Raw genomic sequence first — 26,493 nt, 5'->3', positions numbered from 1 at the left:
CGATCCGAGACGATGGGTTTATCTGTCCCACTCGACTTCGTTTTGATCCGAACGGTCGTCGGCGGTTCGCCGCTGACGAATCGGATCAGACGAGCGAGGCCGGGTCGGTCGGTTCCGATCCGAAGGGGTTATATGCCCTACTCTCGTTTGTTGAGATCCGAAAGAGATGAGGATTCCACCCCTGCGGTCCGCCGTACACGATGGAATCTGATGTTAGCTTTGGTAGTTCGGCGACATCCGGGCGCTCGTGCCTGGTCGTCGCCGGATTACGGACTCATGCAATGTTACAAACGCGATCATGTTCCCCGACGGGGAACATAAGGTGACGCCATCCCTCTGGGATGGCATCCCGCCTAACCGCCCCCACCAGGGGGCACATTCCGGTTGATCCTGCCGGAGGCCATTGCTATGGGGATCCGATTTAGCCATGCAGTCGCACGAGTTCAGACTCGTGGCGGAAAGCTCAGTAACACGTGGCCAAACTACCCTCTGGACAGGAATACTCTCGGGAAACTGAGGCTAATGCCTGATACCGTTCCGCTGCTGGAACTGCACGGAACTGGAAACGCTCCGGCGCCAGAGGCTGTGGCTGCGGCCGATTAGGTTGACGGTGGGGTAACGGCCCACCGTGCCAGTAATCGGTACGGGTTGTGAGAGCAAGAGCCCGGAGACGGTATCTGAGACAAGATACCGGGCCCTACGGGGCGCAGCAGGCGCGAAACCTTTACACTGCACGCCAGTGCGATAAGGGGATCCCCAGTGCGAGGGCATATAGTCCTCGCTTTTCACCACCGTAGGGAGGTGGTGGAACAAGAGCTGGGCAAGACCGGTGCCAGCCGCCGCGGTAATACCGGCAGCTCAAGTGATGGCCGCTGTTATTGGGCCTAAAGCGTCCGTAGCCTGCCAGGTAAGTTCGTCGGGAAATCTACGTGCCCAACACGTAGGCGGCCGGCGAAACCTGCCTGGCTTGGGACTGGATGGCTCGAGGGGTACGACCGGGGTAGGAGTGAAATCCTATAATCCTGGTCGGACCACCGGTGGCGAAAGCGCCTCGAGAAGACAGATCCGACGGTGAGGGACGAAAGCCAAGGTCACGAACCGGATTAGATACCCGGGTAGTCTTGGCCGTAAACGATGTCCGTTAGGTGTGGCACAGGCTACGAGCCTGTGCTGTGCCGCAGTGAAGACGATAAACGGACCGCCTGGGAAGTACGTCCGCAAGGATGAAACTTAAAGGAATTGGCGGGGGAGCACTACAACCGGAGGAGCCTGCGGTTTAATTGGACTCAACGCCGGACATCTCACCAGCATCGACAACAGGAGTGACGATCAGTGTGATGAGCTTATCAGACCTGTTGAGAGGAGGTGCATGGCCGCCGTCAGCTCGTACCGTGAGGCGTCCTGTTAAGTCAGGCAACGAGCGAGACCCGCATCCTTAATTGCCAGCACTGGCTCGCGCCAGGTGGGTACATTAGGGAGACTGCCGTGGCTAACACGGAGGAAGGAACGGGCAACGGTAGGTCAGTATGCCCCGAATGTGCTGGGCGACACGCGGGCTACAATGGCCGAGACAGTGGGATGCAACCCCGAGAGGGGGCGCTAATCTCCGAAACTCGGTCGTAGTTCGGATTGAGGGCTGAAACTCGCCCTCATGAAGCTGGATTCGGTAGTAATCGCCACTCAGAAGGTGGCGGTGAATACGTCCCTGCTCCTTGCACACACCGCCCGTCAAAGCACCCGAGTGGGGTCCGGATGAGGCCGAGTTCCTCGGTCGAATCTGGGCTCCGCAAGGGGGCTTAAGTCGTAACAAGGTAGCCGTAGGGGAATCTGCGGCTGGATCACCTCCACTGACCGGGATCGGGGCGACGCCCCGACCCACCTATATACTCATGCACTGTCCGCACGCCGGCCGACGCCACCACGACGCGTCCGGGCGCTAACGAACTATCAAAGCTAACACTATACACGCCTCTCCGGGCTCTGCCCGGAGTGGGCCCATAGCTCAGCGGTAGAGTGCCTCCTTTGCAAGGAGGATGCCCAGGGTTCGAATCCCTGTGGGTCCATGACTCGTGCTCGAATCGCGAACCGTTGCCCTTAAGTGGGAAACGGCGCTCGGTTGGAGTACGAAGCGAAACTGATGCACCATCCCGTGTAAGCGCGGATGGGAAGGGTTGAACACTCGGCTAGACCACCCCGGGTGTGACGAGACCATGTGTACGTGCGATCCAGACGTCCACTGGACCAGTTCGGCAGACTTGCGAGTCTGCTCAACCGCAGTGGTCCAACACAGACGACACACGATTTAGACGATTAGACGACAGACGTGGCTACGACGCTGGCTGGTGAATAGCTCGGCTCGAGAGCCGACGACGGACGTGCCAAGCTGCGAAAAGCCCGAGGGAGCCGCACGGAGGCGAAGAACTCGGGATCTCCAAATAGGAATCCTCACCGCAATTGCTTTGCGCAATGGGGAACGCCGAGAACTGAAACATCTCAGTATCGGCAGGAATAGAAAGCAATCCGCGATATCGTTAGTAACCGCGAGTGAACGCGACACAGTCCAAACCGAAGCCTTCACGGGCAATGTGGTGTTCGGGCTGACTTGCAGCACTTGAACCTCGATCAGAAGTCTCCTGGAATGGAGCGTGAAACAGGGTGACAACCCCGTACGATCGAGTAGTAGAGTGTGCGTCAGTTCCAGAGTAGCGGGGGTTGGATATCCCTCGTGAATATCTCAGGCATCGACTGAGAAGACTAAACACTCCTCGAGACCGATAGCGAACAAGTAGCGTGAGCGAACGCTGAAAAGCACCCCACAACGGGAGGTGCAATAGGGCTTGAACTCAGTCAGCCACTGAGCGACGGGGCATACAAGGTCCATTGGAAAACGACCTGGGGGCGACCCCACAGTAGGACCCAATGGAAGCCGATGTCGCGTCGTGCGTTTTGAAAAACGAGCCAGAGAGTGTGTCTGAATGACGAGTCTAACCGGTGCATCCGGGAAGGCATAGGGAAACCGACATGGCCGCAGGGCTTTGCCCCAGGGCCGCCGTATTCAAGTGCGGGGAGTCATTCGGACACGACCCGAATCCGGACGATCTATGCGTGAGCAAGGTGAAGCATGGCGAAAGCCATGTGGAGGCCTGTTAGAGTTGGTGTCCTACAATACCCTCTCGTGACTCACGTATAGGGGTGAAAGGCCCATCGAGTCCGGCAACAGCTGGTTCCAACCGAAACATGTCGAAGCATGACCTACGCCGAGGTCGTTCGTGAGGTAGAGCTACCGATTGATGACCCCGCCTCCGAGAGGAGTCGGCTCATCTGTCAAACTCCGAACTTACGAACGCTGTTGACGCGTGGATTCCGGTGCGCGGGGTAAGCCTGCGTACCGTAAGGGAGACAACCCAGCGCCGGGTTAAGGTCCCAAAATGTGGATTAAGTGCAACCGAAGGTGGTCCCGAGCCCCAGACAGCCGGGAGGTGAGCTTAGAAGCAGCTACCCTCTAAGAAAAGCGTAATAGCTTACCGGCCGAGGTTCGGGGCGCCCAAAATGATCGGGGCTCAAATCCACTACCGAGACCTGGCCGCACTCTTCACAGAGTGATCGAGTAGGTTGGCGCTCCAGTTGGGTGGAAGCACGGGTGAGAACTCGTGTGGACCGACTGGTGACGACAATTCTGGCCATAGTAGCAGCGATAGTCGGGTTAGACCCCCGACGGCCAAATGGATAAGGGTTCCTCGGCAATGCTGATCAGCCGAGGGTTAGCCGGTCCTAAGATCTCTCGCAATTCGAGGAGATCGAAACAGGGTAGCAGATTAATATTTCTGCGCCACCGTACATTCAAAGGAGACGTTTCGGGGTCGCCCAGGCTGGGCTCGCGCCCAGTGTAACCGTCCAACTCCGTGGAAGCCGTAATGGCACGAAGCGGACGAACGGCGAGATACCGCAAGCTGGGTCAACCTGGAACCCGTGAAAATCTGAGTACGGTGTCCGTACCGAGAACCGACACAGGTATCCATGGCGGCGAAAGCCAAGGCCTGTCGGGAGCAACCGACGTTAGGGAATTCGGCAAGTTAGTCCCGTACGTTCGCAAGAAGGGATGCCTGCTCTTTATGGAGCAGGTCGCAGTATCTCGGACGCTCCGACTGTCTAGTAACAACACAGGTGACTGCAAATCCGCAAGGACTCGTACAGTCACTGAATCCTGCCCAGTGCGGGTATCTGAACACCCAGTACAATGGGACGAAGGACCCGTTAACGGCGGGGGTAACTATGACCCTCTTAAGGTAGCGTAGTACCTTGCCGCTTCAGTAGCGGCTTGCACGAATGGATGAACGAGAGCGTCACTGTCCCAACGTTGGGCCCGGTGAACTGTACATTCCAGTGCGGAGTCTGGAGCCCCCCAAGGGGAAGCGAAGACCCTATGGAGCTTTACTGCAGGCTGTCGCTGAGACACGGTCGCTAGTGTGCAGAATAGGTAGGAGCCGCTACACAGGTACCCGCGCTAGCGGGCCACCGAGGCAATCTTGAAATACTACCCACTAGTGACTGTGACTCTCACTCCTGGCGGAGGACACCGGTAGCCGGGCAGTTTGACTGGGGCGGTACGCGCTTGAGAGAAGATCGAGCGCGCCCCATGATTATCTCAGCCGGGTCAGAAATCCGGCGCAGAGTGCAAGAGCACAAGATAGTCTGACAGTGTCCTGCCTAACGAAGGACGCTGACGCGAAAGCGGGGTCTAGCGAACCAATCATGGCCCTCAATGGGCCAGATTGATGACAGAAAAGCTACCCTAGGGATAACAGAGTCGTCACCCGCAAGAGCACATATCGACCGGGTGGCTTGCTACCTCGATGTCGGTTCCCTCCATCCTGCCCGTGCAGAAGCGGGCAAGGGTGAGGTTGTTCGCCTATTAAAGGAGGTCGTGAGCTGGGTTTAGACCGTCGTGAGACAGGTCGGCTGCTATCTATTGGGGGTGTTTGAGTACTTGACAGGAACAAGCGTATAGTACGAGAGGAACTGCGCTTGGGTGCCACTGGTGTACCGGTTGTCCGCAAGGGCACGTGCCGGGCAGCTACGCACCACGGGGTAAGAGCTGAACGCATCTAAGCTCGAAACCCACCTGGATACGAAGTACTCTTGAGGCAACTCGTAGAAGACGAGTTCGATAGACTTGGGGTGTCCGCGTCGAGGCAACGAGACGTTGAGCCCGCGAGCACTAACATGCCAAGCCATTCACTCATATCCGAGTGTATCATCTGCACTGGTCCACAACGTAGAGCGACTCGCTCTGCTGACCTGGTCCAGGCGTAAACTGGATCGCACGTACACGAATATGGTGGTCAACTGACCAACGGACAGGTGTCCATTATTGTGGTTCGAGTCCACGAGTTGGCGTTAAGGCGGCCAGAGCGGCAGGGCAACTCCCGTACCCATCCCGAACACGGAAGATAAGCCTGCCAGCGTTCCGGCAAGTACTGGAGTGGGAGACCCTCTGGAAACACCGGATCGCCGCCTGCTATTCATAGACCCTCCGCGCCCATTCGGGCGCGGGGGTTATTTCATTCTGAAGGGAGAGCGGCGGCGCCGGTCAGCCGACGGGTGCAGCGACTGAAGACGGTTCGAGTAGCACCAGGCACGACGATTGCGTCTGGGAGTCACGGACGGTTCCAAGCCGTCCCACGACGAATCCGGCGCCCGGTTGTTCGGACTGTATCTGACAGTCCGTGCAGAAACAGCCACTGATCCGCCACTGGCCGAACTGTGGTTCCCGTTCGATACGACAGCGCACGTGCTGGCCTTCCTCTATTCGCTCCTCACAACTCTCACAGGTAGTCGACGTCTCGTCAGCGACGCGAAGCCCGGTAACGACCTGAGAGAGCGGCGCAATCGTGGGGATCATCGTAGCGCCGCCGCGCGGCTATCGAGGTGGTCACAGTTCTGCGTGTAGTTCGAGTGAGTCATCGAACAGCACTGGCCGCCCGATCACTCGAAAACGTGTGGAGTTAGAGGAACGATTCGCCTGATGGGTCGGCCGCCCGTTGGTGTTCGACGGCACGGTGGGTATCGGAGTCGAGTTTGACGAGGTGACAGAGCGGGTTTCCGGGGTAGACCACCGGATTTTCGAGAATGCCGACGAGCAAGCCGGTAAACGGTGCCTGGACGGTTTCAGTGTCCGTTTTAAATGGATTCGTGATAGTACAGACGTCCTCGCCCTCGTGAACGAGTGCGCCACGGTCGTGGTGCATATCGACGATACCGCCAACGTCAGCGCGCAGCCAGGTCTTTTCGCTGTCCTCGCTGATCACCGTTCGCCAGCCGGGCCAGTGGACAGTGCTCCGGGGGGAAAGTCCGTACTCGGCGAGTACGCTCACGACGCCGTTCAGTGCACGGTCGATCAGCGGCCGCTGAAACCGATGGGCTTCTCCCATCTCGATGGTGATCGTCGGGACGCCCGCTTCGGTAGCCTCGCGACGAAGTGTCCCGTTCGGCCCCTGAGAGTCGAGAATGACGTTCGTACTGAACGACTGTGCGAGTCGAGCCACGGCGTCGTCAGTCATGTCGGCGCGGGCGTGAAGCATGTTCGTCCGGCCGCGCGTGGAGGTGTGGAAGTCGAGTCCGTAGTCACATGGCTCGACGAAACTGCTGAATATCCGGTGTGCGATGCGCTTCCCGCTGGTCCCCGTCTCGCTACCGGGGAACGATCGGTTGAGGTCGCGATCGTAGATCGGGAGATACCGCTGCTGTGCGAGAAACCCGGGAACGTTGAGGACGGGGAGACAGACCAGCGTTCCGTTGAGATCAGTGTGGTCCCAGTCGTGAGCGACCTCCCGGACGACTGCGATCCCGTTGAGTTCGTCGCCGTGTGCAGCGGCGGCGAGAAATACCGTCGGTCCGGGGTTTGGCCCGTTAATGATCGTAACTGGCACCCTGATCGGATCGCCGAGGTATGTCTGGCTGACGTTGTGTCGGATGTAGGCTCGCTCTCCCGGCGCGACGCGTCCGCCGGGATAGCTGAACAGCTCGCCACTGGCGCCGTCGGGGTCGGCGAATCGCTGGATCGTCTGCTCCCCCTCGTCGGTCATATGGTCGATACCAGCCCACACAGAAACATAAATGAGTCCTTCGGGGAAACGCTACGATATCGCTGCAAGCATGGGAGGGCAACGGGTAATGTTTTTACAGTACTGCTTCTCTTCGTGTGTATGGAGGACGATCTTACGGTTGGAGTGCTCAGTCTCCACAACAGCAAGGAGACGAAAGCCATTCTCAATGCGGTCGACGACCTGGGCTACGGAACGGAATGGCTTCGCTCCGAGAACACGTCGGTTCGGATCGAGGATGGCACCCTCTCGATCGACCCCGACGTGGACGTCATTGCGAACCGACTGCTGCTCTCGAACACGGCACAGCCCTGTGAAGAACTCGGTATTGCGAACGTCTTCTCGCGTACGCGGCCCATACTGAACACGCCGGAGGCGACGATGACGGCGATGCACAAGTTCGCGGCGGCAACCGCGCTCACGGAGGCTGACGTGCAGGTTCCGGACGCGCTGTTAGCGCTCGGTAGCGAAACGCTCTCGCGTCGTCGCGCGGAGTTCGGCGAGGAGGCGGTGTACAAGACCTCGATCGGAACGCACGGCGGCGGGACGTGGAAGGTGGGTCCAGGGGAGTCGGTCAACTCCATGGTCGGCAACCGGTATGCGTTCTTGCAGGATCTGATCGAACGGGACGGCGAGAAACACCGTGATCTGCGCGTCTACGTCGTCGGTAGCCGGATCATCGGCGCGATGCACCGGTACGCACCGGAGGGTGACTGGCGGACGAACGTCTCGCTCGGCGGCGACGTCCGGGATGCGACCGACCAGCTAACAGAGGAGACCAGAGAGATCGCACTCTCCGCGACGGATGCGATCGGCCTCGACTACGCCGGCGTGGACCTGATCGAAGGCGAGGATGGCTGGTACGTACTCGAAGTCAATCCTACCGCGGGGTTCAAAGGGTTCTTCGAGGCGACTGGAACGAGTCCCGCCCCCTACATCGCGAAACTGGCAATCGAGCGCGCGGGCCACGAAGTCGACGACGAACTCGTCGCATCGCTCGCCCGCTCCCTCGACGATTCGGTCCCTGCCGCCCGCCCGCAGCCATCACAGGCTGGCGAACAGGAGGTCATCCCCATCGGTTACACCGAAGAGGTCCTGGTCAGTGGGACGAGCGACTCCAAGAGCGTGTACGCCAAATCCGACACGGGCGCGACGCGGACGAGCATCGACACGAGCCTCGCGGCCGATATCGGTGCGGGGCCGATCAAGAGCAAGATGCGGGTCCGCTCCGGTAGCTCGAAACAATCGAAAGTGCGGCCGATCGTCGACATCGTGATCGGGGTCGGCGGGCGACGCCACACTGTCGCGGCCAACGTCGAGGATCGCAGCCATATGGACTACCCACTCCTGCTCGGCCGGGACATCCTGGAACACTACCACGTCGACGTTGGACGGCGCGCCGACGCGGACGACGAAACCGAACTCGAGGAGTAATCAGTCCGACTCGTACGCGCGCCAGACGTACTTCGTCCCGTAGCTTCGGTAGGGACGCCAGCGTTCGGCGATCTCTCGCATCTCCCCGCGCGTCGTCGAGCCATCGCCGCTCCCGTATAGCTCGTCGATCCCGTTGCGGACAGCGAGGTCACCCAGCGGCAGGACGTCTTCGCGGCCGAGGACGAACAGGAGATACATCCGCGCGGTCCACTCGCCGACGCCGCGGATCTCGGTGAGTTTGGCGACGACTTCGTCGTCCGGGTGGTCGGCCAGTCCGTCTCGGGTGTACGCTCCACGCTGGAAGGCGTCGGCGGCGGTCTGCAGGTACTCGACTTTCTGCCCGCTCACTCCCGCATCACGGAGCGAGTCCTCGTCGACGTCGAGCATCGTGGTTGGCGTGATCGGCTCGTCGAACAGGGAGAAAACGCGCTCTCTGACGGCGTTTGCGGAGGCGGTCGAGAGTTGCTGGTTGATGATCGAGACGGCGAGTCGCTGGTACTCGTGGGTTGCTGGGTCGACATTGACGGGGCCGTGTTCGTCGATCAGGCGGGCCATGACTGGGTCGTCTCGCAGCGTAGCCAGTGGGTCGCTCATAGCCCGAACTCGTGGCCGTTCGAGTATAGACCTCACGAAGAATGGAGTCGAAAACGAACTCGCGGTCGCCTCAGAACCCTTTGCCGAGCAGTTCGCGCGCGATGATGTTCTTCTGAATCTCGGAGGTTCCCTCGTAGATCTGGGTGATCTTGGAGTCGCGGTAGAGGCGCTCGACGTCGAAGTCGTTGACGAAGCCAGCGCCGCCGTGGATCTGGACGGCCTCGTCGGCGACGTCGACGGCGATGCGGGAGGAGTACTCCTTGGCCATCGACGCCAGCGCGGTGAGGTCGTCGTCCTCGTTGGTGACGCTCCAGGCGGATTTGTAGGTCAACTGGCGTGCGGCCTCGGTCTTCGTGTGCATGTCGGCGAGTTTGTGCTGGATCGCCTGGAACTCGCTGATAGACTGGCCGAACTGCTCGCGGTCCTGTGCGTAGTCGAGTGCGCGCTCGCACGCGCCTTTGGCGATGCCGACGCCCTGTGCGGCGACCATCGTCCGGGTCTCGTCGAAGAACTGCATCAACTGCAGGAAGCCCGCCCCGCGCGTCCCGATGAGGTTCTCCTCGGGGACGCGGACGTCGTCGAAGATCAGTTCGGCGGTGTCGGAGGCGCGGATCCCCAGTTTGCCCGTGATCTTGTCGGCCTCGAAGCCGTCGCGGTCGGATTCGACGAGGACCTGCGAGAAACCGGAGTAGCGGTCGTCGACGTCGTCGGTCTTGCACATGACGACGAAGTAATCGCCCACTGTGCCGTTGGTGATCCACATCTTGTTGCCGTTGATCACCCACTCGTCGCCGTCTTTCTCGGCGCGCGTCGAGACGCTGGAGACGTCAGAGCCGGTGTCGGGTTCGCTGATGGCCGCGCCCATGATGGCCTCGCCCTCTGCGATCGGTTCGAGGTAGCGTTCTTTCTGGTCTTCGGTGCCGTACTCCATGAGCGAGTCGGCCCCGAACGCCGCGCTGGTGATGCAGAGTCCGATCCCCGGATCGACGGCGAACAGTTCCTCGGTGATAATGGACATCTCCAGAGGGGTGTACGCGGCGCCGCCGTACTCGATGGGGATGTGTGCCCCAGTTAATCCCATCTCTGCCGCTTCGTCCATCACTTCGTGTGGGAACGTTTCCTCGACGTCGTGTTCCTTGGCAACGGGCGCGACCTCGTTTTCCGCGAACTTGCGTACCTCGTCACGGATCGCTCGCTGTTCGTCTGAAAGTCCAAAGTCCATGCGTGATCTATCTATGGTGAACAATAAGTATCTTTGTAACCCGATAGAAACTAAAATAGAGTTTATATGACTCCGGAGGGAAACGTTAAACCCACTGCATGCCGTCGTTGCGTCCATGGAGATTGACGATATCAACAGTGTAACAGTTCTGGGTGCGGGTAACATGGGTCATGGAATCGCCGAAGTAGCCGCGCTCGCGAGCTATGACGTGACGATTCGGGACATCAACGAGGAGTTCGTCCAGAGTGGCTACGACGATATCGAGTGGAGCCTGAACAAACTCGCCGAGAAAGAGCGCATCAGTCAGGACGCGGCCGACGCCGCACTCGACAGTGTCACGCCGCTCGTCGACATCGAAGAATCCGTCAGCAACGCGGACGTGATTATCGAGGCCGTCCCCGAGAAGATGGAGATCAAAGAGGACGTTTATACCGAGGTCTCCGAGTACGCCCCCGAGCGGGCAATCTTCGCGACCAACACGTCGTCGCTCTCGATCACTGACCTCTCGGAGTTCACCGACCGTCCCGGGCAGTTCTGCGGGATGCACTTTTTCAACCCGCCGGTCCGGATGGATCTCGTGGAAGTCATCTCCGGGGAACACACCGACGAAGAAACCCTCGACGTCATCGAGGACCTGGCCGAGGACTTCGGCAAGACGCCCGTGCGCGTCCACAAGGACAGTCCGGGCTTCATCGTCAACCGGATCCTCGTCCCGCTGATGAACGAGGCCTGCTGGCTCGTCCACGAGGGCGAGGCGGCCATCGAAGAAGTCGACAGCACCACCAAATACGGCATGGGCCTCCCGATGGGCAGTTTCGAGCTCGGCGATCAGGTCGGCAACGACGTGAGCTATCACGTTCTCGAATACATGCATGAGGTCCTCGGCGACGCGTACGAACCCTGTCCGCTGCTCGCGGAGAAAGTCGAAAACGAGGAACTCGGCAAAAAGACCGGCAAGGGCTTCTACGATTACGAGGACGGCGGCGCGGACGTCCCGTCCGATCAGGTCAGCGAGTCGATCAGTGACCGTCTGACCGCGGTGATGGCGAACGAAGTCGCCCACCTGATCGGTGACGATGTCGCCGAGGCTGACGCCATCGACGAGGCCGTAATGCTCGGGGCCGGATTCCCGAACGGCCCGGCTAAACTCGCCGACGAGGCGGGGATCGACCACTTGCTTGATGTACTCGAAGACGCCCACGAGGAGACTGGCGCGGCTCGATACGAGCCAGCCGACTACCTCGCCGAGGCCGCCGAACAGGGCGGCTTCTACGGCGGCGACGAAGCGGAGGAGGACGGCTACGAGTTCGAGACGCTCCGCGTCGACAAGCCCGGCGAGATGGTTGGGAAACTCGTTCTCGACCGTCCGCACCGGATGAACACGATCAGCGGGGAACTCCTCGACGAACTCGACGAGGCGATCGATCTGCTCGCGGACGATGAGGAGGTTAGATCGATCCTACTTGTCGGGGAGGGCGACCGAGCGTTTTCGGCGGGCGCGGACGTCCAGAGCATGGCCGGGAGCGGTGCGGATCCGATCGAAACGACCGAGCTCTCGCGTAACGGCCAGCGGATCTTTGGCAAACTGGAGTCCTGTGATATGCCGGTCGTCGCGGGAATCGACGGCTACTGCCTCGGCGGTGGTATGGAACTGTCGACGTGTGCTGACATGCGGATCGCGACGGTACGGTCGACGTTCGGCCAGCCGGAACTGAACCTCGGCCTGATCCCCGGTTGGGGAGGCACCCAGCGTCTACAACATATCGTCGGCGAAGGGCGTGCCAAAGAGATAATCCTCACCGCGGATCGGTACGAGGCCGAGACGATGGAACAGTACGGATTCGTCAACGAGGTCGTCGAAAACGACGACTTCGAGGACCGAGCGTTCGAGTTGGCGTCTGACCTCGCCGCAGGACCGCCGATTGCGACGCGATTCGCAAAGCGCGCCATGCTGAAGGGCTGGGAGAACACCGAAGCGGGACTCGAAATCGAGAACCAGGCATTCGGTCAACTCATGGCGACCGACGACCTGATGGAAGGCATCACCGCGTTCATGGGCGACGAAGAACCGGAATTCGAGGGGAAGTAAGCGCTCCGTACCCGCCCGAACGACCTAGAACTCCGGCTCCTCGCCGTCCAGAAACGCCCGCACGCCCTCCTCGTGTTCTGCCGTTCCGTACGCCAGCGTCTGCGTATGGAGTTCGTGATCGAGCGCTTCGCGCCAGTGCCGACCCATGTTCTCGTGGATCGCACGTTTTGCGAGGCCGAGCGTTTTCGTCGGCCGTTTCCCGAGCGTTTCGAGCAGTTCGTCGACCGCATCGTCGAGTTCGTCGTCGGGGACAGCCCTGTTGATCAGGTCGTACTCTACCGCCTCTTCGGCCGAGAAGAACTCGGCGGTAAACGCCAACTGCTTCGCAGTGCGCAGTCCGACCAACTTCGGCAGCAGGAACGTCCCGCCCGTGTCTGGGACCAGTCCGACCCGAACGAACGCGCAACTGAACGACGCCGACTCCGCCGCGTATGCGAGGTCACTGACAGCAGTCACCGCAAGCCCCGCACCGACGGCGTCGCCATTGACCTTGGCGACGATGGGTACCCGCGCCGTGAGCGCCTCTTCGACGACCCGGCCGAGCGTCTCCTGCACCCGGTCGAACGCTTCTTCCGCCGTCTCGTCGCGCTCGGCCATCGCCTGGAGATCACCGCCCGCGCTGAACGCGTCGCCTTCACCGGTAAGCACGACAGCGTCGTACTCTTCGGGCGATACCTCTGCTAGAGCGTCGGCGAGGGCAACCGCGGCATCGGGAGTAAACGCGTTTAGTGCATCCGGCCGGTCGAACGTGATGGTTCGAATCCCGTCCTCGTCATCGATTTGCATATGTTTTCTATCGCGCGGACGCTGTTAGTTCTTTCCAGATTGTAAGTATCGTTCTTTCTGTTTTGCACAGCTTTACTATAATATCTCTGTTCTGAACGTATATCTATACTCTTACAATAATGTATATATAATTTACTAATATTTGACTATATACTTTGAGAGACCTTCCACTCTCCGGGCTGTTAATCGTATGTGAGAACTTATGAGACTGCAGTAGCTCTTTAAACTGGAGAGAACTTCGGCGGACTTTCGTCCGTCGTAGAGTATCGTATCTGTCGCCTCTGTCTGGCATTTTGCTTGACCGATCTCTTTGATTGCCACCGCACAGAAATATTACTATAAATTAATATTATGGTCTTCTACCGGATAAATATACTGCAATATAAGTTGACATTTATCGCACGAGATTACCCTGCCTGCTGTCGTATCCGATCCATCACGTCTCCGGAACCGCCGGCATTGGAGCGACAACGATTAGTAGCAATACCGATAAATATGCGATCATGTATCACATACTGGTAGCGCTAGACGATACTCTCGAACACGCTATTGCCCAGGCTAACGCCATTGTGGAGATGCCCCACCAGCCGGGTGATATCGAGGTGACGCTCCTGCACGTCTTTACCGATAACGTCACTGGTGCATCGATACAGCAACTCGAAACGGCGCTCAAGAGCGAAGAGCTACTCGAGGATGCGGGAATCGACGTTCAGTTGGACGAAACCAGCGGTGATCCCGCGACACAGATCATCGAGTACGCGGACGAGACGGACGCCAATCTCATCTCTGTCGGCGGGCGGAAGCGCTCGCCGACGGGGAAAGCCCTCTTCGGAAGCGTGACACAGGATGTCGTCCTGACCGCTGATCTACCGGTCCTCGTCTGTGGCGAGACGAACGAGTGACGGCGTGGTCGCCGACATCTATAACAATTTTAATGGGGGTACTGGACGATTGGCACACACGATGCGAGTAACAGTACTAGGCGCAGGTACGATGGGGCATGGGATCGCACAGATCTCCGCGATGGCCGGAAACGAGGTCACGATACGCGACCTCGAAGCGGAGTTCCTCGAGGACGGGGTCGATGCGATCACAGCGAACCTGCAGGGCGGCGTCGACAGGGGGAAAGTGACCACGGAACAAAAAGCGGCGACGCTCGATCGGATCGAGACGACGACGTCGTTGCCGGACGCCGTCGCGAACGCTGATCTGGTCGTCGAGGCCGTCCCCGAAGATATAGAGATCAAACAGGGGACGTTCTCGGACGTCGAAGAACACGCGCCGGGTGACGCAGTGATCGCCTCGAACACGTCGTCTCTCTCCGTCACCGAGATAGCCAGCGTGCTCGACCGACCCGGCCGGGCGATCGGTCTCCACTTTTTCAATCCGGTTCACATCATGGATCTCGTCGAAATCGTCGTCGCCGAGCAGACCGACGAGAAGACGGTCGAGACTGCGACCGCGTTCGTCGAGAATATCGACAGGGAACCGATCACCGTCCGGGACTCCGCCGGCTTCGCATCGTCCCGCCTCGGGGTCGCACTCGGCGTCGAGGCTGTCAGGATGTTAGAGACCGGGGTGGCGGGGCCCGAAGATATCGACCGTGCGATGGAACTCGGATACAATCACCCGATGGGCCCCATCGAGCTAACCGACGTCGTCGGACTCGACGTTCGACTGGATATTCTCGAATATCTACACGAGGAACTGGGCGAACGGTTCCGCCCGCCACAGCTACTCAGACAGAAAGTCCGAGCCGGGAAGCTCGGTAAGAAGAGCGGCGAAGGGTTCTACGTCTGGGAGGACGGCGAAGTCATCGGGGTCAGCGGCGATCCGGAGGACGGCCGATGACCGGTCCCGAAGCACTCACCGAGGAGTTCGATACCGTCTCCGCATCCGTCGGCGACGAGGTCGACGGCGTCGTCACGGTGACGTTATCCCGGCCGGACGCGCGGAACGCGCTCGACGCACAGGTCCGGTCGGAGCTAACCGACGTTCTCGCGGCCATCGAGGCGGACGACGAGTCCCGAGTCGTCGTTCTCACCGGCGACAGCGAGGGGAAAGCGTTCGTCGCCGGCGCGGACATCACCGAGTTCCAGGACCGCGGTCCGATCGAACAGCGCGAGGCGAGCGAGCGCCCGCGCATCTACGAACTGGTCGCTGATCTCTCGGTACCGGTCATCGCCCGGATCAACGGTCACGCGCTCGGTGGGGGCTGTGAACTCGCGCAGGCCTGTGACGTCCGGATCGCCGCCGACGTGGCAAAGCTCGGGCAGCCGGAGATCAATCTCGGTATCATCCCTGGTGGCGGCGGCACGCAGCGTCTGCCCCGCCTCGTCGGCGAGGGACAGGCGATGCGGTTGATCCTTTCGGGCGATCTGATCGACGCCGAAGAGGCGGCTGACATCGGACTCGTCGACGTCGTCTGTCCGCTCGACGAACTCGACGAGGAGGTGTACGGACTGGCCGAGTCGATGGCTCAAAAGAGTCCGGTCGCTCTGGAGTTCGCGAAGACGGCCGTGCAGGCGAGTTCGCAGATGGATCTCGACGACGGGATCGAGTACGAGGCGGAACTGTTCTCCCAGCTATTCGCGACCGAGGACAAAGACGAGGGTATCGACGCGTTCTTCGAGGATCGAGAACCAGAGTGGAAAGGAAAGTAATCCGATCCGCCATTGCTTCGGTTCGTGTGGTCTTTAGCTCCCCAACCGGCACTACTGATACTCTTCGCCCTTTCGACCGGTCATCTCGTCGACATCGAGTTCGACCCGCTTGATCTCGGCTATCGGCGCGGTCGGCGGGAAGATGTTGGGGAACCACGCGTTTTCCTCCATCACTTCTTCCATATACTCGGTTTCGTCTTCGTTGACGTCCTCGAGTTCTCCTGTGACCACGACGCTCTTCCAGGCGAACCGTGAATCCACCCGGTAGGCCGTCATCGACGCCTGTGTCGTCGATTCGCTGAACTCCAATTTCTTGCTGTCGTCGCCGAACCGGATCAGATGCATGAACATCCGGCCGTCCTCGTACCCGAACGAGATCGGGATCCCGTACGCGTCGCCGCCCCGTGACAGCGACAACACGCCGTGTCCTAGCTCCTGGAGAGTCCGTTCGATCTCGCTTTCGTTCATCTCGATACCGCGCACTTTGACAGACTCGTCGGATGCCATACTGTAAATAGGTGATACAGTCTAACGGTTAATAAATTGTGCCTGTGATTCTCATACATCCAAAACGCCTACCGCCGAACTCCAAGAGCGATCGGAGCCGCGAGTCTTTGCGTCAAGGGGTCTCGCCCTACTGATCCGTGTCGGATCGGCCTACTTCCAGTCCGGCGAGCGCTTCTCGATAAACGCCGATAACCCCTCGTCGAAAACGTCCGAATCGCCCATCAGCTTCATCGTGGCTCGTTCTTCCTCTAAATGCTGGCCGAGCCGTCCCTCGAAGACGGTGTCGATGAGTTCTTTCGTCCGCGCGTAGGCCTCAGTCGGACCGTCGGCGTACACTATGGCCTGCTCGGTGACGGCCCCGATAAACTCCGACTTGGGTACCTCGTACAGGTCGTTTGCGAGATGGAGATCGACCGCCTCCGCTGCGGTGATCGGCTCCGGGTCGAAAAAGAGCTCTCTGGCCTTGTACGGCCCGACGGTCTTCACGAGGAAGAACGGTGTCGCGTTGTCCGGGGTGAGGCCGATACGAGCGTACGCAGTGTTTAGCTGGGCGTTCTCGTGCATTATGATCAGATCCGAGGCGAGCATGAAGCCCAGACCGCCACCCGCAGCGACCCCCTTGACGGCCGCGATGACGGGGGCTGGAAAGTCTCGGACCGCGCGGATAAATCGGTTCGACGCGGCAGCGATCGTATCCAGTTTCGCCGAACGTAGCTCCTGTGGAGTTTCCTCGATCACGTTCAGGTCCGCACCCGCGGAGAACTCCGGCTCTCCGTACAGGACCAGACAGCCAATATCCTCTTCGAGTGCCTCTATGGCCGTCGCCATCGCCTCGATTTTTGACGGCTGAAACATGTTCAACGGCCGGTCTCCTCGTTCCATGGCGAGCCTTGCGACGAGTTCGTCTTCGACGTGCTCGACTCGCACTTCGTCGTGTACTCGGTCAGTTCGTATATTCATCAGTCTCCCCTCCGTTGGGCATCTCTGGTGACCGGTCGCGACGGTATCGGTCCGCCAGTTCGAGATACTCCTCGGCGTACCACCGGATCAGTTCGGAATTCCCGTCGTCCAGGGGCCGGGTTTCGGCTGGTGTCCCGTACGCCATGTGGCCGTCCGGTATCTCCTGGCCCTCACGAACCAGCGATCCGGCAGCGATGATGCAGTCGTCACCGATGGACGCCTCCGGTAGGATCGTGCTGGAAATGCCGACCAGGACGTCGTCGCCAACCGTCGCGCGGTCGAGGACGGCGTTGTGTCCGATCGTCACGCCAGAGCCGACCGTCGCTTCGTGGAGCATCGTGAAGTCCTGGACGTTCGTCTCGGCTCCGACAGTGATCGGGCCGTAGTCGCCGCGCATACAGACGAACGGCCAGACGCTGGCGCGGTCCTCGATGGTGACGTCGCCGACGAGATACGCCATCTCGGAGACGAACGCCGAGTCCGCAACGGTCGGCGCCGTCCGCTCGAACGTCCGTTGCATCACTCTCACCGCCTCCCCAGTGGGGACTGGTCGGGTTCTCCGATGTCTTTGATGATGCTGGTCGTCGCGTTCACGGCTTATCTCACTCCGAGATACTGTTCCATGGCCCTCCGGTCATCGAGTAGTTTCGTCGCGGTCGACTGATGAACGACGTTCCCCGTCTCGAGCACGTAGGCTCGATCTGCGAGGCCAAGCGCCATTTCGGCGTTCTGCTCGACCAACAGGATCGTCACACCGTCGTCGTTGAGGTCGCGGATGATCTCTTTCACGTCTTCGACGATCTGTGGTGCGAGTCCCTCGCTCGGTTCGTCAAGCAACAGCAGATCGGTCTCCGGGCCGAGCATCGCTCTCGCGATCGCGAGCATCTGCTGTTCGCCCCCGCTCATGGTACCTGACTTCTGGTTTCGCCGCTCGTCTAACCGGGGGAACCGATCGTAGATCTCGTCGAACTGGTCGGTCTGATCGGTTTCTGCGCTGTGTGCGGCTAGCCGCAGGTTCTCCTGGACTGTCAAGCCGCCGAAAACTCGCCGCTCTTCGGGTACCCACGAGATGCCTTTCTTTCGCACCTGGTGTGGGTCCAGACCCTGGATCGGCTCTCCATCCTTCGTAATTACCCCGGATCGGGCCGGCGTCAGTCCCATGATACTGCGGAGTGTCGTCGTCTTCCCGGCACCGTTCCGTCCGACGAGTGCGACGACCTCCCCCACCTCGACATCGAGGCTGACGTCGAATAGCACGTGGCTGTCCCCGTAGTAGGTGTTGATCTCATCGATGGCCAGTCGCTCGTCTCCGCCAGTGTTCGTGTCGCTCTCGGACCCCTCGATCAAGTTCGGATCGTCGCTCATACTATCCACCACCTCCGAGGTAGGCCTCCTGCACACGTGAGTCGTTGCGTATTTCGTCGGGAGTACCACGTGCAAGCAGTTCGCCGCTGTTCATCACGGCGATATGACTGGAGATGCCCATAACGATCTCCATGTCGTGTTCGATGAGGATGAGACTAATGTCCGATGCGATCTCCTCGATCAGTTCGACCGTCTCCTGTGTCTCCTCGGGACTCATCCCTGCTGTGGGTTCGTCCATCAATAGGAGTTCGGGATCCGCGGCCAGCGAGATGCCGATCTCCAGGTGACGACGCTGTCCGTACGACAGGTTTGCGGCTTTCCTGTCTGCCACGTCGGAGAGGTTGATGCGCTCCAACACAGCCTCCGCATCGGTGATCGCGTCGGTAAGCTGATTATGATGTGTGAGGAAATCGCGTGGCTGAAAGCCCGTATGTGGCCCCTGCGTCGCGAGGCGGACGTTTTCGAGGGCAGTGAGGTCGTTGAAAAAGTTCGTGATCTGGAACGAACGGACGATCCCGTGGTCGACCAGTTCGTGTGGTTCCATACCGCCGATCTGATCGCCGCGGAACTCGATCTTCCCTCGCGTTGGGGCATGCTTCCCGGTAAACAGATTAAACAGCGTGGTCTTCCCGGCCCCGTTCGGGCCGATGATCGACGAGATCTGGTCGCCCGGGATCTCGAGTGATACATCGTTGACGGCCGTTAGCGTCCCGAACTTCTTGGTGAGACCGTCGGTCGACAGTATCGGCGTGTCCTCCCGAGAAGCGGTCGTCGCCGTCGTTTCGTCAGTTGCTTGACTCATTCTTATCCTCGGATACTCTCAAAGTAGTTTTTCAGCGCTTTCTTTGCGTTCTGGGCTGCGTTTTTCGGATCGTTCTTGACGGAGATAATCGTTCCGGCAAGTCCCCGCGGTGCGAAGATAACTACGACGACGAACACGCTGCCGAGTATAATCTCCCACGTCGCGAATCCCGCGAGGCGCTCCTCCAGGAAAATCACGACGCCGGCGCCGAGCATCGGCCCCCAGAGGGTGCCCATGCCGCCGAGCAACAGCATCACAATGAGTTCCCCGCTGGTCGTCCAGTGAAGCAGTCCCGGCGACGCGACGCTCTGGAACGGGACGTACAATCCCCCAGCGAGACCGGCGAACCCGCCGCTAATTGAGAACGCGATGAGTTTGTACCGTTGGATATCGTACCCGATAAACTCCATTCGTTCTTCGTTTTCTCGGATCCCCTGGAGCACTCGGCCGAACGGTGAGTTCGCCATGCGAACGAGCAGCGCGAGCGAGGCCATCACGAGCCCCAACGTCAGGTAGAAGTACGCCACTCGCGAACTGAAGTCGATCCCGAACATCTCGTACAGTTGGATCCCGAACAGACCGCCGTCTCCGCCGGTGACCGTCTCCATCCCGAGAACCATCGCCGGGAGATCAGTAAACGCGATCACGTAGAACAGCTGGGCGAACGCCAGCGTCAACATCGCGAAATAGATCCCCCGAGCACGGACGCTGAACCATCCGATGACTGCTGCCACGAGGACTCCGACAAGCACAGAGATCGGAAGCACGACTATGGCGTTCGTCGTTATCCCCCGAACGGAGAGTGCGGCCGCGTATCCTCCGGCACCGAACATCGCTGCGTGGCCGAACGACAACAGGCCGGCGTAGCCGAAGATGAAGTCCAGGCTCACCGCGAGGAGTGCGAACACCAGTATCCGAGTGAGAATGTTCAACCAGAACGGCTCGAACACGTTGACCAGGGGTGCGAACGCGACGAGGAGTGCCGTCACTGCCACCAGTGCCAGACGGCCCTGCAACGAGATGATCTGTCCACCGGCGGGAGTCGTTGTTCGACTCATGCCGGCCGCCGCCTTGAGTTTGTCCAGTAGTTCCGATTCTGAGCTCATATTATGCTGCCTCCGTTGCTCCGAACAGGCCGCTCGGTTTTACGATCAACACAATGGCCATCAGCACGAACAGGAACAACTCCGTCAGTGTCGGTGCGATAACTGCACCGTAGGCGGTAACGAGGCCGATTGCTAGTGCCGCGTAGACCGCCCCTTTGAAGCTTCCTAACCCACCGATAACGACGATCACGAACGCCTCGATGATGATTCCGAACCCCATATCGGGGTTGACAGATCGTGAGGCTCCCAGGAGGACCCCCGCGACGCCCGCCAGCGCTGCACCGAAGATGAACACCCCGGTAAACACCTTCGAGACGTCGACGCCGAGGGCGTTGACCATCTCGGTATCGTGAGCACTGGCCCGCATCATGATCCCGAGATCACTGTTCTCGATTCCGATCCAGATCACGGCGATCAGAATCGTGCTGAACACGAGAACGAACAGCCAGTAGATGGGGTAGCTGACAGGACCAATAGCGATGGTTCCCGAGAGGAGTTCAGGTGTCGGGATCCGACGCGATCGAGCGCCCCAGACCTGGACTACCGCACCCTGTACCATGATGGCTATCCCGAAGGTGAGAAGGATGTGGTAGAGCGGATTCCGACCGTACAGCGGTCGGAGCGATAGAGTCTCGATGAGACCGCCGATGAGGCCGACGATCAACGGTGCGATCAATAGGGCGGCCCAGAAACTCCCGAGTTCTACTGCGATGGTGGCACCGAAATACGCACCCAGCATGTACAGCGAACCGTGAGCGAAGTTGATCACGTCCATCATCCCGAAGATGAGCGTGAGGCCGGCGGCGACGAGAGCCAGGGTAACACCTAGTTGAAGCCCAAGCAGGGTTGCTCGTAATACTGGTTCGATCATCGGTTCTGTGTCTGCTGGTCGGTGCCCATCATATTAGTAGATATTACAGCCCCAAGTCGGTGATTCGACCTCTTCGATCGTCTCGACGACCTCGTTCTCAGGCCCGTCATCACCCTCGACGACCTCCCGGATGTGTATGTCCTGAATCGGGTCGTTCGTCTGCTCGCTGAACCGGAAACTGCCGCGCGGGCTGTCGATCTCCATGCCGCGCATCGCTTCGATCATGTCGTCGACGTCGGAGCTGCCACCCTCCTCGATAGCGCTGGCGAACGCTTGGCCGGAGTCGTATCCCTGTGCGGCGTACACGTTCGCACTGTTGTCGAACATTTCCCCGTACGATTGGACGAACGACTGTGTCTGCTCGGCATTGCCAGCGTAATGGAGCGACGAGAACATACCGAGCGCCGAGGAGCCCTGTGCCGGCAGCGTATCCTCGGAAAGCAAGAACCCACTTCCCGTCTGGGTTATGTCGTCGAAGAGACCGAAGTCGTCTCCCTGGGTAATGTAGTTCACCGCGTCACTGCCAGCGAAGAAGGAGTAGATGGCGTCGGCGCCACTCCCCTCGATATCACCGAAAAACGGCGAGAAGTCGTCGGTGCCGAGCGGAATGCCGACTTCGTCGACGACCGTTCCGCCCGCTTCCTCGAACGCTTCCGAGAAGAAATCCCGCGAATTCTGGCCGAACGCGTAGTCCGCATACGCGATCACGACGTTGTCCGCAACGTTATCGTACACCCACGGCGCCAGCGGTGCGCTGGTCTGCCAGTCGTTGAACGACGTTCGGAAGTGATACCGCATACAGCCGTCCTGCGTGATTCGATAGTCACCTGCGTTCGCGTTCAGCCACACGGCACTTCCTTCGTTTTCGATCGTCTGCATCATCGAGATTGCGACCGCACTCGACACCGGCCCCACGATCGCATCTGCGCCTTCTTCTACCAGTAACTCTCGTGTGACTGACACACCGGTGTCCGTATCGCCTCCAGTGTCACGGCCGATGGTTTCGACCTCCTGGCCATTGATCTCGCCACCCTGCTCCTCGAGATACATCTCGAACCCGTTCGTGATGCTCTGTCCCAGCAGGGAGTAGACTCCAGTGGTCGGAAGAGCGTATCCGACAGTGAGCGTTTCGTCGCCGCCGAGACATCCACCGAGAGATGCTGCTGCGCCGACCGTCGCGCTACTGAGAAGGTACTGCCGTCTCGACACTGTCGAGGTTGTATCCGTATTAACGTCTGGCCTATCCACAGCTTCCTGAGGCATAGTAAGTTGATGGTATACTCATACATATATAATTTTCGTCCATGTTCGACTGGTTGTCCATTACAGTCAGTTTAACAACAGGTGGTTTTATATACAAAGATCTGGATTCGTCAGTGTATGCCAACAGACGCAGAGAGTCTGGAGAGTGCCGTATCTCGAATCGAGTCCGGAAGTTCGGTCGCGGCAGGGTTGGCACTGGAACACGCGATTCCGTTCGCCGCCGGTCACGAGCTGCTCCGACAGGAGACCGATGATCTCACGATGATCGGACCGATCAGTGATCTGCTGTTCGATCAGCTGATCGGTGGCGGGGCCGTCTCAGCGGTGCGGGCGGCGTGGGTCGGCAACGTCAGCGCCGGTACCGGGTACCAGTTCCGCCAAGCGGTCGAAAACAGTCTGATCGACGTCGAGAACCACTCGAACTTCAGTATCGCCCTCGCGCTCAAGGCCGCCGCACTGGGAGTGCCGTATCTTCCGACACAGACGCTTCTCGGGAGCGATATCTTCGAGGAGAGCGACCTGTTCCTCGAAGAGACCGATCCGTTCAGTGGGGAACAGGTCGCACTCGTCCCCGCTATCTCTCCCGACTGGACGATCGTACACGCCCAGCGGGCGAGTCCCGAAGGGGATGTCCATCTCTGGGGCAACACCGGAATCGTCGATCCGGCCGTGGGTGCCGCCGATAACGTTCTGGTCACTGCCGAGCAGATCGTCGACCCCGAAGTGATCAAGAGTGATCCGAGTCGGGTGGCGATCACCCGCGAACAGGTCACGTCCGTCGTCGAATGTCCCTTCGGCGCCCACCCGTCCCCGGTCGCCGGACACTACAACCGAGACAACGAGTACTATCTGGAGTACAGCCGACGGACGGAGACTGACGAGGCGTTCGACGCGTGGGCCGAGGAGTGGGTCTACAGCGTCGAGAATCGTGAGGCCTACGCCGACCTCGTCGAAACGGATCTCGCTATCACTGACCGAACCGTCGCCGCGGAGGTGGAGTATGGCCAGTGAGGAGTACACCGAACGCGAACTGATGGTCAGCGCTGCCGCAAAGGAGATCGAAGACGGTGACACCGCCTTCGTAGGGATGCGACTGCCACTCATCGCGTTCCAGGTCGCGGTCAGCACGCACGCCCCCGACTCGATGGCCGTGTACGAGAGCGGCGTCGTCAGGGATTCCCCTGCCGACGGGTTCATTCATACGATGTGTGATCTGCCGAACCTGAACAACGCCGTCTCGACGACGGGGATGATCGATATTATGTCGCGACTCCAGCGCGGCGATATCGACGTCGGATTCCTCGGCGGGGCCGAGGTCGACCGCTACGGCAATCTGAACACGACGCGGGTCGAGGCAGGTGACCGAGAGATTCGGCTCCCCGGCAGTGGGGGCGCGTGCGATATCGCCTGTATGGCCCAGCGGACGGTCCTCCTCATGCCCCACGAACCCCGGCGATTTTCGGAGGAAGTCACGTACACTACCAGCCCAGGCTACGCGAACGACGGAAGCGCGCGTGAGAACCATCCAGCACCGGGAGGCGGACCGAGCGCTCTGGTCACCTCGAAAGCGACGTTCGGCTTCGACGATAGAGGCGAACTGTTCCTCCGAACTGTTCACCCCGATGCCGAGGCAGCGAGCGTGCTCGCCGATTTCCCGTGGGACGTGAACACCGCCGAGGACATCGGTGCTGGAACGGTCACGACGACGTCCGAACCGACTGCGGAGGAACTCGAACTGATCCGGACCTTCGACCCCGACGGATTCTGGACGTAATCGTTCACGACCTCACTGTGAGATGTGTGTCGCCCTCGACTGGCCGATGAGAGACCGGACGACCCGTCGGATCTGTTTTTGCGAGACAGTCGCACCGACCCCAGTAGTACCCGCAGGTAACTGCATTCGGTCGCTTTCTCACGTTCTGCGCGGTCTCTAGGAGGTGCTTTCTGCCTCGATATGGGCTTCGGAACCGTTAGCTATTTCTTTTATAACTTTCATGATGTACTCGTACATGCAGCAAACAGTGCCACTCGATTATCTACCGGATGAACAGAACGCACCGGAGTACGTTCATGCGCTTCCGGAGGCGCACTATCCACGAGAAATCAACGCGGCCGAAGAGTTGGTTGACCGGCACGTTCGCGAGGGCCGGGGTGACAACGTCGCGATCTACTTCGAGGACCAGGAGATCACGTACAGCGAGCTACAAAACCGCATAAATCGGATGGGGAACGCGCTTCGGGATCTCGGTGTGGAGTCGGGCGACCGCGTCGTCGTCCGGTTCCCGAACAGACCCGAATCGATCGTCTCCTGTCTCGCGATTCAGAAGATCGGGGCCGTCGCATTGCCCTCGATGAAACTCCTTCGCGCGAAGGAGTTGAACTACATCATCAACAACGCGGAAGCGACGAAAATCGTGGTGTACGACGACCTGCTCGAAGAGATCGAGAACGCCTTGCCGGAACTGGACACCGTCGAGGACGTCATCGTGGCTCAGCGCAACGGTCGCGATCACGACCACCTCAGCTACGACGACCTCCTCGCAGACGCCAGTCCCGACCTCGATGCGTACCCGACCGAGCGAAGCGACCTCGCGTTGATGCTGTACACCAGTGGGACGACGGGCCAGCCCAAAGGAGCGGTCCACACCCATCGAAACGTGCTTTCGAGCGCGGATTCCTACGCGAAATACTGCCTCGAACCCACAGAAGACGACGTTTTCGGCGGGAACCCGCCGCTCCCGTTCGCGTACGGCTACGGTGACCTTCTCACCTTCCCGTTCCGGTTCGGCGCGAGTACGAGTCTGGTCGAGGACGCAAGCCCCGGTGACCTGTTGGAAGCGGTCGAGGACCACGGTATCTCGATCCTCTGCTCGATCCCGACGGGCTACAATCAGATCATGTCCAAGCATCCGGAGGGTCCCGAGGAGTACGACACCTCGTCGCTGCGACTCGGACTCAGTGCGGGAGAGCCTTTGACGCCGACGACGTTCGAGAAGTTTGAATCCGAATACGGCGTCGAACTTCTCGACGGGATCGGGACGACCGAGATGCTCCACATCTTCGTCAGCCACCGGCACGACGACGAGATCGATCCGAGCGCGACCGGGTATCCGGTACCAGGCTACGAATGCAAGATCATCGACCCGGATACCGGCGAGGAACTCGACCGAGGCGAGGCCGGACTGCTGGCTGTCCGTGGGCCAACCGGGATCGCGTACTGGAACCGCCCGAGAAAGCAAGAGCAGGTCAACGAGGACGGTTGGTCGATCCCCGGAGACATCTTCGTCCAGCGGGAGGACGGACGGTTCGAGTACAAGTCCCGCCGCGACGACCTGATCATCTCCAGTGGATACAACATCCCCGGGCCGGAGGTCGAAGCCGTCGTTCAGGAACAGGAATCGGTCGCGGAGGTAGCGGTTATTGGAAGCCCGGATCAGGAACGTGGTGAGATCGTCAAGGCGTTCGTCGTCCTCAAGGAGGACGTATCGCCCAGTGAGGACCTCAAAGAAGAGATTCAGAACCACGTGAAGAATACGCTTGCACCGTACAAATACCCCAGAGCGGTCGAGTTCGTGGATTCGCTCCCTCGAACTGAGACAGGGAAGATCCGCAGAACGGAACTCCGAGAGAAAGAGCAGTAACGCCTCCTCCATTGCCGGTTCTTTTCGCATTCGTGAGCAACGGCTCTTCTGGATCTCTGGCCCTGTGTTTTCCAGATTGTATACGAT

Annotated in this window: 21 protein-coding genes, 1 tRNA gene and 3 rRNA genes; 12 read left to right on the top strand and 13 right to left on the bottom strand. The window is 59.8% G+C overall.

The features are described 5' to 3' along the window. The first annotated feature begins 377 nt into the window (after window positions 1–377). The 4 genes from ACFQL3_RS10235 to rrf all read left to right on the top strand — a co-directional run bounded on the left by ACFQL3_RS10235 (window position 378) and on the right by rrf (window position 5,520). A 16S ribosomal RNA gene (locus tag ACFQL3_RS10235) occupies window positions 378–1,847 on the top strand. A gap of 144 nt (window positions 1,848–1,991) precedes the next feature. Continuing rightward, window positions 1,992–2,063: transfer RNA gene (locus tag ACFQL3_RS10230), tRNA-Ala, on the top strand. Between the two features lie 255 nt (window positions 2,064–2,318). Continuing rightward, a 23S ribosomal RNA gene (locus ACFQL3_RS10225) occupies window positions 2,319–5,240 on the top strand. A 158-nt stretch (window positions 5,241–5,398) separates the two neighbouring features. Continuing rightward, window positions 5,399–5,520 (top strand): 5S ribosomal RNA (gene rrf, locus ACFQL3_RS10220). The 16S, 23S and 5S rRNA genes sit together here with 1 tRNA gene alongside, the layout of an rRNA operon. 70 nt (window positions 5,521–5,590) lie before the next feature. Here the strand turns inward: rrf and ACFQL3_RS10215 are convergent. Together ACFQL3_RS10215 and ACFQL3_RS10210 are read right to left on the bottom strand one after the other, a co-directional pair. Beyond that, the gene (locus ACFQL3_RS10215) at window positions 5,591–5,902 is read right to left on the bottom strand and encodes a hypothetical protein (protein ID WP_377053902.1); all 312 of its coding nucleotides are present in this window, start codon (window positions 5,900–5,902) and stop codon (window positions 5,591–5,593) included. A gap of 103 nt (window positions 5,903–6,005) precedes the next feature. Then, window positions 6,006–7,085 (bottom strand): succinylglutamate desuccinylase/aspartoacylase family protein, encoded by a 1,080-nt coding sequence (locus tag ACFQL3_RS10210; protein ID WP_377053900.1) that lies wholly within the window; start codon window positions 7,083–7,085, stop codon window positions 6,006–6,008. A gap of 114 nt (window positions 7,086–7,199) precedes the next feature. On the opposite strand from ACFQL3_RS10210, the gene ACFQL3_RS10205 reads away from it, so the two are divergent. Beyond that, the gene (locus tag ACFQL3_RS10205) at window positions 7,200–8,537 is read left to right on the top strand and encodes a RimK family alpha-L-glutamate ligase (RefSeq protein WP_377053898.1); all 1,338 of its coding nucleotides are present in this window, start codon (window positions 7,200–7,202) and stop codon (window positions 8,535–8,537) included. Here ACFQL3_RS10205 and ACFQL3_RS10200 read toward each other — a convergent pair whose 3' ends face one another. Both ACFQL3_RS10200 and ACFQL3_RS10195 read right to left on the bottom strand, forming a co-directional pair. After that, window positions 8,538–9,131, bottom strand: coding sequence for a DNA-3-methyladenine glycosylase family protein (locus ACFQL3_RS10200; RefSeq protein WP_377053896.1), 594 nt, complete (start codon window positions 9,129–9,131; stop codon window positions 8,538–8,540). A gap of 70 nt (window positions 9,132–9,201) precedes the next feature. Further along, entirely contained in the window at window positions 9,202–10,353 is a 1,152-nt protein-coding gene (locus ACFQL3_RS10195; protein ID WP_377053894.1) for an acyl-CoA dehydrogenase family protein, read from the bottom strand. Between the two features lie 115 nt (window positions 10,354–10,468). Between ACFQL3_RS10195 and ACFQL3_RS10190 the strand changes: the two genes are divergently transcribed. Beyond that, window positions 10,469–12,442, top strand: coding sequence for a 3-hydroxyacyl-CoA dehydrogenase/enoyl-CoA hydratase family protein (locus tag ACFQL3_RS10190; RefSeq protein WP_377053892.1), 1,974 nt, complete (start codon window positions 10,469–10,471; stop codon window positions 12,440–12,442). Window positions 12,443–12,466: 24 nt separating this feature from the next. Here the strand turns inward: ACFQL3_RS10190 and ACFQL3_RS10185 are convergent, their stop codons facing one another. Continuing rightward, entirely contained in the window at window positions 12,467–13,228 is a 762-nt protein-coding gene (locus ACFQL3_RS10185; protein ID WP_377053890.1) for an enoyl-CoA hydratase/isomerase family protein, read from the bottom strand. A 503-nt stretch (window positions 13,229–13,731) separates the two neighbouring features. Between ACFQL3_RS10185 and ACFQL3_RS10180 the strand changes: the two genes are divergently transcribed. The 3 genes from ACFQL3_RS10180 (at window position 13,732) to ACFQL3_RS10170 (ending at window position 15,891) form a co-directional block, all read left to right on the top strand. Beyond that, on the top strand, window positions 13,732–14,130 hold the full coding sequence (locus tag ACFQL3_RS10180) for a universal stress protein (protein ID WP_377053888.1): 399 nt from the start codon (window positions 13,732–13,734) through the stop codon (window positions 14,128–14,130). Between the two features lie 61 nt (window positions 14,131–14,191). Further along, window positions 14,192–15,079: a 3-hydroxyacyl-CoA dehydrogenase family protein gene (locus tag ACFQL3_RS10175; RefSeq protein WP_377053886.1), complete on the top strand. Its 888-nt coding sequence runs from the start codon at window positions 14,192–14,194 to the stop codon at window positions 15,077–15,079. After that, on the top strand, window positions 15,076–15,891 hold the full coding sequence (locus tag ACFQL3_RS10170) for an enoyl-CoA hydratase/isomerase family protein (RefSeq protein WP_377053884.1): 816 nt from the start codon (window positions 15,076–15,078) through the stop codon (window positions 15,889–15,891). Before ACFQL3_RS10175 ends, ACFQL3_RS10170 begins: the two co-directional genes overlap by 4 nt. A gap of 51 nt (window positions 15,892–15,942) precedes the next feature. Here the strand turns inward: ACFQL3_RS10170 and ACFQL3_RS10165 are convergent, their stop codons facing one another. The 8 genes from ACFQL3_RS10165 to ACFQL3_RS10130 form a co-directional block, all read right to left on the bottom strand. Then, window positions 15,943–16,398, bottom strand: a complete 456-nt coding sequence (locus tag ACFQL3_RS10165; protein ID WP_377053882.1) for a pyridoxamine 5'-phosphate oxidase family protein — start codon at window positions 16,396–16,398, stop codon at window positions 15,943–15,945. A gap of 150 nt (window positions 16,399–16,548) precedes the next feature. Continuing rightward, the gene (locus ACFQL3_RS10160; RefSeq protein ID WP_377053880.1) at window positions 16,549–17,358 is read right to left on the bottom strand and encodes an enoyl-CoA hydratase/isomerase family protein; all 810 of its coding nucleotides are present in this window, start codon (window positions 17,356–17,358) and stop codon (window positions 16,549–16,551) included. Beyond that, the gene (locus ACFQL3_RS10155; protein ID WP_377053878.1) at window positions 17,342–17,878 is read right to left on the bottom strand and encodes a gamma carbonic anhydrase family protein; all 537 of its coding nucleotides are present in this window, start codon (window positions 17,876–17,878) and stop codon (window positions 17,342–17,344) included. The genes ACFQL3_RS10160 and ACFQL3_RS10155 overlap by 17 nt, the downstream gene beginning before the upstream one ends. A gap of 77 nt (window positions 17,879–17,955) precedes the next feature. Next, the gene (locus ACFQL3_RS10150) at window positions 17,956–18,723 is read right to left on the bottom strand and encodes an ABC transporter ATP-binding protein (protein ID WP_377053876.1); all 768 of its coding nucleotides are present in this window, start codon (window positions 18,721–18,723) and stop codon (window positions 17,956–17,958) included. Between the two features lies 1 nt (window position 18,724). Further along, the gene (locus ACFQL3_RS10145; protein WP_377053874.1) at window positions 18,725–19,525 is read right to left on the bottom strand and encodes an ABC transporter ATP-binding protein; all 801 of its coding nucleotides are present in this window, start codon (window positions 19,523–19,525) and stop codon (window positions 18,725–18,727) included. A gap of 2 nt (window positions 19,526–19,527) precedes the next feature. Further along, window positions 19,528–20,631 (bottom strand): branched-chain amino acid ABC transporter permease, encoded by a 1,104-nt coding sequence (locus tag ACFQL3_RS10140; RefSeq protein WP_377053872.1) that lies wholly within the window; start codon window positions 20,629–20,631, stop codon window positions 19,528–19,530. Between the two features lies 1 nt (window position 20,632). After that, window positions 20,633–21,502, bottom strand: coding sequence for a branched-chain amino acid ABC transporter permease (locus ACFQL3_RS10135; RefSeq protein ID WP_377053870.1), 870 nt, complete (start codon window positions 21,500–21,502; stop codon window positions 20,633–20,635). 33 nt (window positions 21,503–21,535) lie between these two features. After that, window positions 21,536–22,711: an ABC transporter substrate-binding protein gene (locus ACFQL3_RS10130; protein WP_377053868.1), complete on the bottom strand. Its 1,176-nt coding sequence runs from the start codon at window positions 22,709–22,711 to the stop codon at window positions 21,536–21,538. 171 nt (window positions 22,712–22,882) lie between these two features. On the opposite strand from ACFQL3_RS10130, the gene ACFQL3_RS10125 reads away from it, so the two are divergent. From ACFQL3_RS10125 to ACFQL3_RS10115, 3 genes are all read left to right on the top strand, one after another. Continuing rightward, on the top strand, window positions 22,883–23,776 hold the full coding sequence (locus ACFQL3_RS10125; protein ID WP_377053866.1) for a CoA transferase: 894 nt from the start codon (window positions 22,883–22,885) through the stop codon (window positions 23,774–23,776). Further along, complete coding sequence (locus ACFQL3_RS10120) at window positions 23,766–24,539, top strand: CoA-transferase subunit beta (protein WP_377053864.1); 774 nt, start codon at window positions 23,766–23,768, stop codon at window positions 24,537–24,539. The genes ACFQL3_RS10125 and ACFQL3_RS10120 overlap by 11 nt, the downstream gene beginning before the upstream one ends. A 235-nt stretch (window positions 24,540–24,774) precedes the next feature. Further along, window positions 24,775–26,406 carry an acyl-CoA synthetase gene (locus tag ACFQL3_RS10115; RefSeq protein ID WP_377053862.1) on the top strand — a complete coding sequence of 544 codons (1,632 nt, stop codon included), beginning with the start codon at window positions 24,775–24,777 and terminating at the stop codon, window positions 26,404–26,406. Window positions 26,407–26,493: the final 87 nt, after the last annotated feature.

The sequence above is a fragment of the Natronoarchaeum sp. GCM10025321 genome, from assembly GCF_042663585.1.
Lineage (GTDB): Archaea > Halobacteriota > Halobacteria > Halobacteriales > Natronoarchaeaceae > Natranaeroarchaeum.
The sequence above is the reverse complement of the archived record's forward strand: the minus strand, read 5'-3'. Positions and strand labels throughout refer to the sequence as shown.

Bases quoted from the DNA above. Each gene is read 5' to 3' on its own strand.
- ACFQL3_RS10215 (WP_377053902.1), bottom strand. From the start codon at position 5,902: ATGATCCCCACGATTGCGCCGCTCTCTCAGGTCGTTACCGGGCTTCGC.
- ACFQL3_RS10210 (WP_377053900.1), bottom strand. From the start codon at position 7,085: ATGACCGACGAGGGGGAGCAGACGATCCAGCGATTCGCCGACCCCGAC.
- ACFQL3_RS10200 (WP_377053896.1), bottom strand. From the start codon at position 9,131: ATGAGCGACCCACTGGCTACGCTGCGAGACGACCCAGTCATGGCCCGC.
- ACFQL3_RS10195 (WP_377053894.1), bottom strand. From the start codon at position 10,353: ATGGACTTTGGACTTTCAGACGAACAGCGAGCGATCCGTGACGAGGTA.
- ACFQL3_RS10190 (WP_377053892.1), top strand. From the start codon at position 10,469: ATGGAGATTGACGATATCAACAGTGTAACAGTTCTGGGTGCGGGTAAC.
- ACFQL3_RS10185 (WP_377053890.1), bottom strand. From the start codon at position 13,228: ATGCAAATCGATGACGAGGACGGGATTCGAACCATCACGTTCGACCGG.
- ACFQL3_RS10180 (WP_377053888.1), top strand. From the start codon at position 13,732: ATGTATCACATACTGGTAGCGCTAGACGATACTCTCGAACACGCTATT.
- ACFQL3_RS10175 (WP_377053886.1), top strand. From the start codon at position 14,192: ATGCGAGTAACAGTACTAGGCGCAGGTACGATGGGGCATGGGATCGCA.
- ACFQL3_RS10170 (WP_377053884.1), top strand. From the start codon at position 15,076: ATGACCGGTCCCGAAGCACTCACCGAGGAGTTCGATACCGTCTCCGCA.
- ACFQL3_RS10165 (WP_377053882.1), bottom strand. From the start codon at position 16,398: ATGGCATCCGACGAGTCTGTCAAAGTGCGCGGTATCGAGATGAACGAA.
- ACFQL3_RS10160 (WP_377053880.1), bottom strand. From the start codon at position 17,358: ATGAATATACGAACTGACCGAGTACACGACGAAGTGCGAGTCGAGCAC.
- ACFQL3_RS10155 (WP_377053878.1), bottom strand. From the start codon at position 17,878: ATGCAACGGACGTTCGAGCGGACGGCGCCGACCGTTGCGGACTCGGCG.
- ACFQL3_RS10150 (WP_377053876.1), bottom strand. From the start codon at position 18,723: ATGAGCGACGATCCGAACTTGATCGAGGGGTCCGAGAGCGACACGAAC.
- ACFQL3_RS10145 (WP_377053874.1), bottom strand. From the start codon at position 19,525: ATGAGTCAAGCAACTGACGAAACGACGGCGACGACCGCTTCTCGGGAG.
- ACFQL3_RS10140 (WP_377053872.1), bottom strand. From the start codon at position 20,631: ATGAGCTCAGAATCGGAACTACTGGACAAACTCAAGGCGGCGGCCGGC.
- ACFQL3_RS10135 (WP_377053870.1), bottom strand. From the start codon at position 21,502: ATGATCGAACCAGTATTACGAGCAACCCTGCTTGGGCTTCAACTAGGT.
- ACFQL3_RS10125 (WP_377053866.1), top strand. From the start codon at position 22,883: ATGCCAACAGACGCAGAGAGTCTGGAGAGTGCCGTATCTCGAATCGAG.
- ACFQL3_RS10120 (WP_377053864.1), top strand. From the start codon at position 23,766: ATGGCCAGTGAGGAGTACACCGAACGCGAACTGATGGTCAGCGCTGCC.
- ACFQL3_RS10115 (WP_377053862.1), top strand. From the start codon at position 24,775: ATGCAGCAAACAGTGCCACTCGATTATCTACCGGATGAACAGAACGCA.